General features: G+C 68.8%; 8 protein-coding genes and 1 pseudogene. 4 read left to right on the top strand and 5 right to left on the bottom strand.

What is annotated here, in order from left to right; genetic code table 11:
* Window positions 1-57 precede the first annotated feature (57 nt).
* The 3 genes from hrcA (at window position 58) to VHC04_RS04105 (ending at window position 7,071) form a co-directional block, all read left to right on the top strand.
* Window positions 58-1,170 (top strand): heat-inducible transcriptional repressor HrcA, encoded by a 1,113-nt coding sequence (gene hrcA, locus VHC04_RS04115; RefSeq protein ID WP_325678223.1) that lies wholly within the window; start codon window positions 58-60, stop codon window positions 1,168-1,170.
* 255 nt (window positions 1,171-1,425) lie between these two features.
* The gene (locus VHC04_RS04110; protein WP_325678221.1) at window positions 1,426-4,818 is read left to right on the top strand and encodes a DUF2126 domain-containing protein; all 3,393 of its coding nucleotides are present in this window, start codon (window positions 1,426-1,428) and stop codon (window positions 4,816-4,818) included.
* Window positions 4,819-5,001: 183 nt separating this feature from the next.
* Window positions 5,002-7,071 carry a pentapeptide repeat-containing protein gene (locus tag VHC04_RS04105; RefSeq protein ID WP_325678219.1) on the top strand — a complete coding sequence of 690 codons (2,070 nt, stop codon included), beginning with the start codon at window positions 5,002-5,004 and terminating at the stop codon, window positions 7,069-7,071.
* A 97-nt stretch (window positions 7,072-7,168) separates the two neighbouring features.
* Here the strand turns inward: VHC04_RS04105 and VHC04_RS04100 are convergent.
* The 5 genes and pseudogenes from VHC04_RS04100 to VHC04_RS04080 all read right to left on the bottom strand — a co-directional run bounded on the left by VHC04_RS04100 (window position 7,169) and on the right by VHC04_RS04080 (window position 11,284).
* A pseudogene (locus VHC04_RS04100) lies at window positions 7,169-7,998 on the bottom strand (CorA family divalent cation transporter).
* Window positions 7,999-8,249: 251 nt separating this feature from the next.
* Complete coding sequence (locus VHC04_RS04095) at window positions 8,250-8,741, bottom strand: hypothetical protein (protein ID WP_325678217.1); 492 nt, start codon at window positions 8,739-8,741, stop codon at window positions 8,250-8,252.
* Between the two features lie 91 nt (window positions 8,742-8,832).
* Window positions 8,833-9,324 (bottom strand): ribosome silencing factor, encoded by a 492-nt coding sequence (rsfS, locus tag VHC04_RS04090; protein WP_325678271.1) that lies wholly within the window; start codon window positions 9,322-9,324, stop codon window positions 8,833-8,835.
* 74 nt (window positions 9,325-9,398) lie between these two features.
* Entirely contained in the window at window positions 9,399-10,031 is a 633-nt protein-coding gene (locus VHC04_RS04085) for a nicotinate-nucleotide adenylyltransferase (RefSeq protein ID WP_408903773.1), read from the bottom strand.
* Window positions 10,028-11,284: a glutamate-5-semialdehyde dehydrogenase gene (locus VHC04_RS04080; protein WP_408903771.1), complete on the bottom strand. Its 1,257-nt coding sequence runs from the start codon at window positions 11,282-11,284 to the stop codon at window positions 10,028-10,030. The genes VHC04_RS04085 and VHC04_RS04080 overlap by 4 nt, the downstream gene beginning before the upstream one ends.
* 105 nt (window positions 11,285-11,389) lie before the next feature.
* On the opposite strand from VHC04_RS04080, the gene VHC04_RS04075 reads away from it, so the two are divergent.
* A complete protein-coding gene (locus VHC04_RS04075) occupies window positions 11,390-12,637 on the top strand; it encodes a cytochrome P450 (protein ID WP_325678215.1) in 1,248 nt (415 codons plus the stop codon).
* The last annotated feature ends 16 nt before the right edge of the window (window positions 12,638-12,653 follow it).

The following is a 12,653-nucleotide window of genomic DNA, read 5'->3' as shown; positions in this document are numbered from 1 at the left end:
CTGCATCGTTGACCTATCGGGTCCCGTTTCCTACGTTTTCCCCCCGGAGTGTCAGCCATGAACATGCCGATCCCCCCGCCGGGGCGCGCGCCCCGGCTGAGCCACCGTCAGCAGAGCGTGCCGGGCGCGTCTCCGCTGCCGCCTGCCCTGGACGCCCGCTCCGCGGCCATCCTGCGGGAGGTCGTCGAGCAATATGTCCAGACCGGGGAGCCGGTGGGCAGTCGCACCCTGGCCCGCCGCCTGCCGCTGCACCTGTCGCCGGCCACCATTCGCAACGTGATGGCCGACCTGACCGATCTGGGCCTGCTGTTCGCCCCGCATACCTCCGCCGGGCGGCTGCCCACCGACCAGGGCCTGCGGCTGTTCGTCGACGGGCTGCTGAACTTCGGTGAGCTGACGGAAGAGGAACGGGAATCGATCAGTGCTGCCCTGGCCGCCTCGGGCCGCAGCCTGGAGGATACGCTGACCGAGGCCAGCTCCATGCTGTCCGGCCTGTCCGCCGCCGCCGGCCTGGTGCTGGCGCCGAAATCGGATGGCGCGCTGCGGCATATCGAGTTCGTGCCGCTGGGACCGGGCCGAGCGCTGGTGGTGCTGGTGAACAGTGACGGGCAGGTGGAGAACCGGGTCATCGAGACACCGCCCGGCCTGCCGCCCGCGGCGCTGCAACAGGCCGGGAACTATCTGAATGCCCGCCTGTCCGGCCGCCCGCTGGCCGAGTTGCGTCGCCTGGTCGCCGAGGAGATGGCCGCCAACCGTACGCAACTGGACGCGCTGTCGGAGCAGATCGTCGCGGCCGGGCTGGCGACCTGGACCGGCGAAGGCCGCTCCGGCAGCCTGATCGTGCGCGGCCAGGCACGGCTGCTGTCCGATGTGACGCAGCTGGAGCACCTCAGCGCGATCCAGTCGCTGTTCGAGCGGCTGGAGGCGCAGGAGACGATGCTGCGCCTGCTGGAGCTGGCCGAGGCGTCGGATGGCGTGCGCATCTTCATCGGCGCCGAGAGCGGCGTGTTCACCACCTCTGGCGTCGCCATGGTCGTTGCGCCCGCCCGGAACGAGGGCGGCCGCATCGTCGGTGCCATCGGCGTGATCGGCCCGACGCGCATCAACTACGGCCGGATCATTCCGGTTGTCGACTACACCGCCCGGGTCATCGGCCAGCTGCTGGGCTGAAGCGGCGCGGCATCGACAGGCTTGCGAAGCCAATCCCGGGAATCCGCGCGTCCAGGCCAGCGGCCGCCAGCGCGCGCGGGACGCGGGTGAGACGCGGTGAAAGGCACGACGGGTGGCACCTGGGCCGAGAACCGTGCCCTGCGCGCAAGCACAGCGCGACGCCGGTTCCGCGGGTGGCGGGGACCGCCGCAAGGTCGTTGCCATAGCCGTTGTGCAGTGCGAAAACACCATATCGATCCAGAACCGGACCACGCCATGCCGCTGCACGTCGCGCTGACGCACAAGACATCCTATCACTACGATCGTCTTGTCTCTCTCGGCCCGCAGACCATCCGGCTCCGGCCCGCGCCGCAGTCCCGCACCCATATCCTGTCCTATGAGCTGAAGGTCGAGCCGCGGCCGCATTTCCTGAACTGGATGCAGGACCCGCAGGGCAACCATCTGGCCCGCGTGGTCTTCCCGGAAAAGGTCGACCGGTTCGAGGTGACGGTCGACCTCGTCGCCGACATGGTGACGATCAACCCGTTCGACTTCTTCCTGGAGCCCGAGGCCGAAAGCTTCCCCTTCGGTTACGACCATGTGCTGGACCAGGAGCTGGCACCGTTCCGCCGGATCGATCCGCCCGGCCCCTTGCTGGCCGCGTTCCTGAAGACGCTGCCGACCCGGGCGGAGCGCACTGTCGACCTGCTGGTGCGGCTGAACCAGCTCGTGCAGTCCAAGGTCGCCTATATCGTCCGCCTGGAGCCCGGCGTCTTCACGCCGGAGGAAACGCTGGGCGGCGCCAGGGGCTCCTGCCGCGATTCCGCCTGGCTGCTGGTGCAGGTGCTGCGCCACATGGGTTTCGCCGCCCGTTTCGTGTCCGGCTATCTGATCCAGCTGGTCGGCGATGTGAAGCCGCTGGAGGGGCCGGAAGGGCCGAGCGCCGATTTCACCGACCTGCACGCCTGGGCCGAGGTCTATCTGCCCGGTGCCGGCTGGGTGGGGCTGGACGCGACCTCCGGCCTGTTCTGCGGCGAGGGCCATATCCCGCTGGCGGCCAGCCCGGATCCGATCTCGGCCGCGCCGATCACCGGCGTGGTGGAGAAGGCCGAGGTCACTTTCGGCTTCGAGATGTCGGTGCGCCGCATCCTCGAGACGCCGCGCACGACCAAGCCGTATACCGAGGCACAATGGCAGGCCATCCTGGCGCGGGGCGCCGAAGTGGATCGCGCGCTGGACCGCGGCGATGTGCGCCTGACCATGGGCGGCGAACCGACCTTCGTTTCCGCCACCGACATGGACGCGCCGGAATGGAACACCGACGCGCTGGGCCCGACCAAGCGCGTCCATGCCCACCGCCTGCTGCGCCGGCTGAAGGACCGATGGGCGCCCGGCGCGGTGCTGAACCTGAGCATGGGCAAGCACTATCCCGGCGAACAACTGCCCCGCTGGGCGCTGCATTGCCACTGGCGCGCCGATGGCGAGCCGATCTGGAGCGATCCCGCGCTGCTCGCCTCGGATGATGACGCCGGCGATGCCGATCCGGCGCTCGCCGGCCGGTTCGCCGCCGCGCTGGCGGAGCGGCTGCAGGTCGATCCCGGGCTGGTGATCCCGGCCTATGAGGATATCCACTACTATCTGTGGCGCGAACATCGGCTGCCCGCCAACGTCCTGGCCGAGGACGCCAGGCTGCGCGACCCGCTGGAGCGCGCGCGGCTGGCACGGGTGTTCGGCCAGGGGCTGAATGCGGCGGTCGGCAGCGTGCTGCCATTGCGCCGGGTGATCCAGGACGGCGTCCGGCGCTGGCAGTCCGGCAAGTGGTTCTTCCGCGCCGGGGCGCTGTTCCTGATCCCGGGCGACAGCCCGATCGGCCTGCGGCTGCCGCTGGAAGCGCTGCCCTGGGTCAATCCCGAAGAGGCCGAGCTTGACACCGAACCGGATCCGTTCGCGCCCAAGGACGCGCTGCCCAGCCGCGAGGGTCTGCGGACGGCACGGGGCCTCGCCGGCGGACGGAACGGCCAGGGCCCGGCCGATAGCACGGATGGTCGCGGCCGGCAGGCGACACAGGCGCGCCACGCCGCGGCGGAAGGACCCGGCAGCAGCATCGAGGCGTTCCGCCCGGTGCCGCAGGACATCCCGGTGGTCGGCCGCAGCGAACCCGGCGTGGTCCGCACCGCGATGGCGATCGAGCCGCGGGACGGCCTGCTGCACGTGTTCTTCCCGCCGCTTCATGCCGTCGAGGACTGGCTGGCGTTGACCGCCGCGGTAGAGGAAACCGCGGCCGAGCTTGGCCGGAAAGTGGTGCTGGAAGGCTACCTGCCGCCGGAGGATGAGCGAATCCGGCACTTCTCCATCACCCCCGATCCGGGTGTGATCGAGGCTAACATCCACCCAGCCACGTCCTGGGCGGAGCAGGTGCGGATCACCGAGGAGCTGTACGAGGAAGCCCGCCAGGTCGGGCTGGCGACCGAGAAGTTCAACCTGGACGGCAAGCATGTCGGCACCGGCGGCGGCAACCACGTGGTGATGGGCGGGGCCACGGCGGCGGACTCCCCGTTCCTGCGCCGGCCCGACCTGCTGAAGTCGCTGGTCGGCTTCTGGCACAACCATCCCGGCCTGTCCTTCCTGTTCAGCGGCCAGTTCATCGGGCCGACCAGCCAGCACCCGCGCGTCGACGAGGCACGGCAGGACAGCCTGGCGGAGCTGGAGATCGCCTTCAGCCAGATCAGGGCGAAGGAACCGGTGCCGCCGTGGCTGACCGACCGGCTGTTCCGCAACATCCTGGCCGACATGACCGGCAACACTCACCGGACCGAGTTCTGCATCGACAAGATGTACGCGCCGGAAACCGCCTCCGGCCGCCGCGGCCTGGTCGAATTCCGCGCCCTCGAAATGCCCCCGCATGCTCGGATGTCGGCGGCGCAGATGCTGCTGATGCGCTCCGCCCTGGCGGCGTTCTGGGAACATCCGTACGAGCGCTCGCTGGTGCATTGGGGCACCCGCGTGCATGACGACTTCATGCTGCCGCACTACGTCGAGGCGGATCTGAAGCAGGCGTTGGAGGAGCTGGCGATCCTGGGCTTCCCGCTGGACCCGGCCTGGTTCGAGCCGCACCAGCAGTTCCGCTTCCCGCATATCGGCACCATCGCGGTGAAGGGCGTGGAGCTGGAGCTGCGCAACGCGCTGGAACCCTGGCACGTGTTGGGCGAGGAACCGGCCGGCGGCGGCACGGTCCGCTATGTCGACAGCTCCGTCGAGCGGGTGCAGGCGCGGGTGTCCGGCTGGGTGGAGGAACGCTACGTCCTGGCCTGCAACGGCGTCGCGGTGCCCCTGAGCCCGACGGATCGGGAGGGCGAATATGTCGCCGGCGTGCGCTTCAAGGCGTGGAGCCCGCCCAGCTCCCTGCACCCGACGATCGGGCCGCAGGCGCCGCTGGTCTTCGACATCCACGACCGCTGGAACGGCCGCGGCATCGGCGGGCTGAGCTATCACGTCGTCCATCCCGGCGGGCGGAATTACGACACCTTCCCGGTCAACGCCAACGAGGCCGAGGCACGACGACGCGCGCGCTTCTTCCCGTTCGGCCACACGCCCGGTCCGATGCCGGAGCCGGTCGTCCGGCGTTCGCGGGAGCATCCGCGCACGCTGGACCTGCGTCGCGCGGTATAGGCAGGCGCCGCCCCGGATGTTGCGGCACCGTCATGGCGTCATGGTATTTTTGAAAAACTTTGTTGCACTTCGTCGGTCCAGGTCATGGTAAGTTACGACCTGGACTATGACTTGAAGATTATTTGGAAGATTATTTGAGCAGCACCTCTTTACACGCCCGGGCCGGCGTGCTCAGCACCGCCCATGCGCCAGGGCCTCGCCGGCTGTTCCACCGATTTCAGCGTGCCCGGCTATATCGAGAGCCTGATCGCGGCGATCAATGACAGCGCGAAGGCCGCCCAACGCGGGGCGTTCCTGTTCCTGTTGGTCGGCATCTACCTGATCGCCACCGGATTTTCCGCCTCGGACGAGGATCTGCTGCTCAGCCGCACGTTGACGATCACCCAGCTCGGGGCGTCCCTGCCGGTCAGCTTCTCCTTCGCGATCGCGCCGGGAGTCTTCGTCGGGCTGCACATCTATGCCCTGGCGTCGTACGATATGCTCGCCGCCAACCTGCGGCACTTCAATGCCGAGTTGCGGAGCTGGATACCGTCGGCGCCAGATCGTGAGCGCTGCCGCCATCTGCTGGCGAATATCGAGTTCATCCAGGCATTGACGGCACCCGGGCGTCCGCCGGCGCGCGACCGGTTGTGGCCCTGGATGTTCCGGGCCATCGCCTGGCTGCCGGTGGCGGTGCTGTTGATCGTGCAGATCAACTCCCTGCGTTACCAGAGCGATCTGATAACCAATGTGCAGCGCGCCTGGCTGGCATTGGACCTGCTGGCATTGGCGGTGTTCTTCCGCCGGGTGCGGCTGGACGGGCAGCCATGGCCGGCGCGGCTGGCACCCCGGCTGCGGCGCTGGGGTGCGGTGCTGGCCGTTCCGGCGACGGTGGCGGCGGCCGACCTGGCGTACCTGAACGTGGTGCCGGGTGACGCCGATCCGGCGATGGTCCGCCACGATCCCCGCAGTGAGCCCTGGTACGGTCCGTTCATCAGCGGCGGCGCCTGGCGCCAGCCGCTCGATCTGGTGCTGTGCCCGCGGCTGAACTGGGGCTGCCGCTACCTGAACGTTGCCCATCGCACGCTGGTGGACCGGGTCTGGCATAACGAAGCGATGGTGGCGCTGCGCACGCCCGACCAGGACAGCGCCGAGGCGCTGGCATCCGTGGAAGGCGTCGTCCTGCGCGGCCGTTCGTTGCGTTTCGCAGTGCTGGATGAAAGCCGGCTTTACGCCGCGGACCTGATCGGCGCCGACCTCCGCTATGCCAGTCTGCGCGCCGTGGCCCTGCAAAGCGCCCAGATGGCGAATGTCCGGCTGCGCGGGGCGGATCTGTCCGGCGCCCAACTGGATGGGGTGGTGCTGACCGGTGCCTCGATCCAAGGCGCCACGCTGACCGGCGCGCATCTGCGGCGGGCCGGATTGCGAGAGGCGCGGCTGCAGGCAGCTGATCTGTCCAACGCGGTCCTGCAGGCGGCCGATCTGTCCAACGCCCAGCTGCAGGGCGCGGACCTGCTGGAGGCCCACCTGGAAGGCGCCAACCTGGACGGCGCCCAGCTGCAGGGCACGTCGCTGGCACGGACCAGGATGCAGGGCAGCCTGCTGGCCTTCGCAATGCTGCAAGGCGCGGATCTGTCGGACGCCCAGCTGCAGGGCACCTATCTGGTCGGGGCGTGGATGCAGGGGGCGAACCTGTCGAACGTCCAGTTGCAGGGCGCCGACGCACGCGGCCTGCGTCTCTGGCGGGCATCCGGCCGTGTGTCGGTCGGCCTGGCGGACCTGCGCCGCATCGATGCGCGGACCCCGTTGACCGATGCGGATCGCGCCGGTCTGCGCGATGCGCTCATGTCGATTCCCGGTGACGCCGACAGGGTTCGCCCCGCCCTGTCACTGCTTGGCGCAACAGAGGGGGCCGAGGACCTGGTGCTGATCGCCGCGCCGGGTCAGCCGGTCCTGGTCTCGGATCCGCGGGATTCACTGCTGGCCGCGGTGGCGCCGCGCGACCTGGTCGCCGCGCCCGATCCGGCATTCGTCGAGACGCTGACCGGTTTCCTGGTGCACGATCTGGCGCGGTCCGATCCGGCTATCGTCGGTGGCCTTGTGCGCCGGGCGGCACATGCGCTGTCGCAGGACGCGGCCGATCCTCTGGCCGTGGCGCTGGCCTGCCGCCTGCCGGCGGGCGCGGTGCGTGCGGCCATCCTGAACGAGCCGCGGCTGAACCTGTTCTATTCGACCAGTCAGGCCCTCGCGGCCTTGAACCGGTGCGCGGATTAGCGGGCGCGCGCCATCACCTGCTTCGCGTCAGGACAGCGATCCGGCATCACCGGTCGCCCATGCGCCCTCCGTCGGTGCTGGGCGTGGTTTACTGGTATCAGAGCAGCCGCTTCCATTTCAGCCACAGAAGGGTCAGCAGGATGGCGGCGATGCACAGCACGGCCGCATAGACGGTGCCGTTGTGGATCTCGTCTCCCGACCACAGCATGCCGCCGGTGTTCATGCCGAAAAAGCCGGTAATGAAGGTGCCGGCATGACAAGCGTGGTGACGACCGACACGATGTAGAGGCGTCGGTTGGTTTCCTCGGCCAGCCGCGTGGTTAACTCGTCCTGCAATGAGCGTGCCCGGTCGGTCAGCGCCGCGATGTCATCCAATGCGCTGTTGACCAGGCGCAGGCTGACATTGTGTTCCGAGATCAGCGCCCATTCGGGCAGCTCCTCATCTTCGTCCGTCAGGGCTCTGGCCAGCGGCGCCAGCACCCGCTTCAGCCGCACCGCCTCCCGCCGGACCAGACCCAGCTTGCGGCCGATATCGGTGAGTTCGGTGGAGTCGCGGGGGTCGAGCAGCACGTCCTCGATCGGATCGAGGCCGCTGGCGAGGCCGGCCAGGCGCGCGCGGGCGGAGCGGGTGAAGTCGATGATGCAGCGGTCGACCAGCGCACCCGGTCCGTCGGGGTGGTCGCCGCGCCGCACCGCTTCCCACAGATGGACCAGCGAGCGGGTGGGGCTGCGCCGGCCGGTGATCAGCTGTTGGCGGGTCAGGGCGAAATGCCAGGCGGTGATCGTGTACTCGTCGGTGTCGCCGGTGCGCGCATAGGCCGGCAGGACGCCGGCAACCACACCCTTCTCCTCCAGCAGGCGGGGTGTTTCATCGGTGCCCAGCAGGACGGACCGGGCGATGTCCGGAAGTGTGGGGTCGGTATCCACCGACCGGCGGGCCTGGGCGTTGATCAGGTCGTAGTGCCGCCACTCCCACTCCGGCTGGCCTTCCGAACCCGGGATATACAGAGCCCAGACCAGCCCGTCGGTGCGGGGCAGGGCATCGGACAAGTCGATCGGAACGGGCTGGCGCGCGGTCAGGGACACGGCCCATGCTGTCTCATGCCGGCTTCGCCTATGGCAAGAGACAGTGCAATGGCGGGCCTATCCGTTGCGGATCGCCCCTCAGGGATCGCCCCTCAGGGATCGCCCTTCAGCGCGCGGACATCAGCCTGCAACCGCTGGATTTGGTAGGACATGGCGGTCACGACCTCCCCCAGGCTCCGCACCTCGGCCCTGGTGTGCTCGTTCATGTCCAGCGCGCGGTCGGCGGTCTTGTCGTTCACCGTGACGTCGTCGCGGATCATGGTGATGCTGTCCTGCAGCCGGTCCATGCGGCTCATCAGTTCGGTCCGCATGATCAGCATCCGTTCCGACAAGGCATGGATTTCCTGACGGTTGCTCTGCAATCCGGTGCCGAGGATGCCAACCTGCTCGATCAAGACGTTGAGTGTCTCACGGTGGGATCGCAATTCCTCGCCCTGCAAACGCAACTGCTCGCCCTGGGATCGCAATTCCGCCCGTTGGCCGCGCATGTCCTCCGCCAGCATGAAGATCTGGTCGTTCTGAGCGCGCATGTTCTCATCCAGGCGCAACAGGATCTGAAGCATGCGGTTGTTGTCGTCGCTCATAGGGCCTCCGGCGGTCGGAAAGTGGACCGTCGCAAGCCTATCACCGCCCGATGGCGGTTTGTATCATTTTTGATGCATGCGGCCGTATGCGCTACACCGCCTCGTCCAAATCCTCGCCCCACATCTTCTCCAGCCCGTACAGCGCCCGAGCCTCCGGCTTGAACAGGTGCACGACGATGTCACCGGCATCCATCAGGACCCAGTCCGATCCGCCGGCGCCTTCGATCTGCATGCGGCCGAACCCGGCACCCTTCAGCTTTTCGGACAGGTGCTGCGCCATCGCGCTGATCTGACGGTCGGCAAGGCCGGTGGCGATCACCATCCGGTCGCAGAACATTGCCTTTCCGGACAGGTCGAGGACCACGACGTTCTCGGCCTTGTCATCCTCCAGGCTGGCGACGATCAGCGCCTGCAACTGGTCCAGCTTTGACGGTTCCATCTTCACCCGTCCGGCGCGCGGCGCCTTCGGGCCTGCGGTTTTTGCCGCCGCCGTCTTCGCCCCCGCCGTCTTCGCCCCGGGCGCCTTCGGCCCGGCGGCAATCGTCTTCTTGCGTGGTGTCGTCGGCGCGGCGGCATTCGCCAGCGCCGGCTTGGCTGCCCGTTTTCGGGGCGCCGGCTGGTGGCGGGCGGGGGATGCGGCGAGCTTCGGGGTCTTGGCTATGGCACGTTCCTTTCGGCGGCCTGGCGAATCGCGGTGGCGGACAGGCCGGTTTGCGGCCCCGGCAGGAACACCCAGCCAGGGCTGTGGCCGGGCAGCAGCACCGCGGCGCGGGCCGGCCGGCGGCTCGCCCCTAGCCGATGCGCCGCCTGTCCGGCAAGAGCGCGGTAAGTATAGCCGGGTCGCGGCAGCACCACGAAGGCCAGATCGCGCGTGATCTCGGTCCAGCGGTGCCAGTGCGGCAACTGCGTCAGCAGGTCGGCACCCATGATCCAGACGAAGGCGACCCGCGGAAACCGGCGCCGCAGCGCCCGCATCGTGTCCACGGTGTAACGAGTCCGCAGGGCGGCCTCGATCCCCGTGGCGACGACCCGCCGGCCATCGGCCAGACGTCGCGCGCTGGCCAGCCGCTCGGCCAGCGGAGCCATGCCGGCACGTGGTTTCAACGGGTTCCCGGGCGAGACCAGCAGCCAGACCTGGTCGAGCCGCAACCGGCGCCGAGCCATCGCGGCGACGTGCAGGTGTCCGTCATGCGCCGGGTTGAACGATCCGCCCAGCAAGCCGACACGGATGTGCCGCCGGTCGCCGAAGCGCGGCAGCTCATGCGTCGCGGCCGGCGGGTTCTGTGTCAGGGGCGGACCTGACCGCTGCCGAAGATCAGCGTGCGGTAGGTGGTAAGCTGTTCCAGCCCGACCGGCCCGCGCGCATGAATGCGGCCGGTGGCGATGCCGATTTCGGCCCCGAAGCCGAACTCGCCGCCGTCGCAGAACTGGGTCGACGCATTCCACAGCGCCACGGCGCTGTCGACCCCGCGCAGGAAGGCGCGGGCCGCGGCTTCGTCCTGAGTGATGATGGCATCGGTGTGCTCGCTGCCATGCCGGGCGATGTGGTCCAGCGCACCCTGAACGCCGTCGACCACCGCGACGGACAGGATCGCGTCCAGCCATTCCGTGTCGAAATCCGCCTCCGTCGCCGGCTTCAGTGCCGGCACGATAGCCCGTGCCGCCGCGTCGGCCCTGAAGTCGCAGCCCAGCGTGCGGAGGTCCTCGATCAGCACCGGCAGCAGCGCCGTCGCGATCGGCCGGTCGATCAGCAGCGTTTCGGTGGCGCCACAGATCCCGGTGCGCCGCATCTTGGCATTGGCGACGATCTTCCGCGCCATGGCCGGGTCGGCGGCGGCGTGGACGAAGCTGTGGTTCAGTCCCTCGGCGTGCGCCAGCACCGGCACGCGGGCTTCCTGCTGCACGCGTTCGACGAGGGATTTGCCGCCGCGAGGGATGATCAGGTCCAGCAACCCGGCACCGGCCAGCACGGCGGCCACATAGGCCCGGTCGGCGTTCGGCGCGACCTGCACGCAGCCGGTCGGCAGCCCGGCAACCGTCAGCCCGCGCTGCAGGGCGGCGTTGATCGCGGCCGCGCTGTGCACGCTGTCGGATCCGCCGCGCAGGATCACCGCGTTGCCGGATTTCAGGCACAGCCCGGCGGCATCGGCGCCGACATTCGGCCGGCTTTCGTAGATCATGCCGATTACCCCGATCGGCGTGGCGATGCGCTGGAAGCGCAGCCCGTTCGGCCGCGTCCATTCCGCCAGCACCCGGTCCAGCGGATCGGGCAGGGCGGCGACATCCTCCAGCCCCACCGCCATGGCCTCGACCCGAGCCTCGGTAAGCGTCAGGCGATCGAGGAAGGCGTTGGAGCCGCGGAAGGCGGCAACGTCCCGGGCGTTGGCGGCAAGGATGTCGTGCATCCCGGCGCGCAGCGCGTCGGCCATCGCCCGCAGCGCGGCATCGCGCGTGGCGCGGCTGCTGCGGGCCAGCTCATGGCTCGCGTGGCGGGCGGCCATGGCGGCCTGCTTCAGGTGTTCATGCGCGTCCATTCCGCCCATGTGCCAGGGAATCCCCCTGATTTCCAGAGCCGCGGCGTCACGCGGACGTTGACCCGGCCATGTGCCGCGTGCTGCCCTGTCGCGCAACCGTCCAGGAGGCACACCATGCCCGCCACCGCCGCGCCCGACCCGGCCAGCCCGGCCTGGACACTGCCATTGGACCGGCTGGACATCTCGGAACCCTCTCTGTTCCAGACCGACACCTGGCATCCGTATTTCGCCAGGCTGCGGCGCGACGACCCGGTCCACTACACCGCCGAAAGCCAGTTCGGGCCGTTCTGGTCGCTGACCAAATACCAGGACATCCTGCACTGCGACGTGAATCATGGCCTGTTCTCCAGCGAGATCGGCGGCATCGTCATCCGTGACCAGACCGAGGAGACGACGCGCCCCAGCTTCATCACCATGGACCCGCCCAAGCACGACGCGCAGCGCAAGGTGGTGGGGCCGATCGTCGCGCCGGGCAACCTGGCGAACATGGAGGCGCTGATCCGCGAGCGCACGCGGATGGTGCTGGACGCGCTGCCGCGCGGCGAAACCTTTGACTGGGTGGAACAGGTCTCGGTCAAGCTGACCACCATGATGCTGGCGACGCTGTTCGACTTTCCGTTCGAGGAACGATCGAAGCTGACCTACTGGTCCGATGTCGCCATCGCCAACCCGGCGGACCCCGAGGCACCGGTGAAGGACGAGGCGGAGCGGACGGCGGTGCTGCAGGAGATGGCGCGGGAAATGGGCGCGCTGTTCCACCGGCGCCGCGCGCAGCCGCCGCGGTTCGACCTGCTGTCGATGCTGGCCCACGCCGACGCGACGCGGGAGATGCCGCCGATGGAGTTCATCGGCAACCTGATGCTGCTGATCGTCGGCGGCAACGATACGACGCGCAATTCGATGACCGGCGGGCTGATGGCACTGAACGCGTTTTCGGACCAGTACCGGAAGCTGCGGGAGAACCCGGCGCTGGTGGAGACGCTGGTGCCGGAGATCATCCGCTACGTCACGCCGGTGATCCATATGCGCCGCACCGCGACGCGAGACTCCGAGATCGGCGGCAAGACGATCCGGGCCGGAGAGAAGGTGATCATGTGGTATATTTCCGGCAATCGCGATGAGACGGTGATCGACCGGCCGGACGATTTCATCATCGACCGCGCTCGGCCGCGCCAGCATCTGTCGTTCGGGTTCGGCATCCATCGCTGCGTGGGCAACCGGCTGGCGGAGCTGCAGCTTCGGGTGCTGTGGGAGGAGATCCTGGCGCGCTTCCCGATGATCGAGGTGGTGGGGGAGGCGCAGCGGGTCTACTCGTGCTTCATCCATGGCATCCGGTCGTTGCCGGTGCGGATTCCGGGGTAGATGGCCATGCTTCGTC

The organism is Rhodopila sp. (genome assembly GCF_035548095.1).
Taxonomy (GTDB): Bacteria; Pseudomonadota; Alphaproteobacteria; order Acetobacterales; family Acetobacteraceae; genus Rhodopila.
This window is presented reverse-complemented; position numbering and strand designations above follow the sequence as displayed.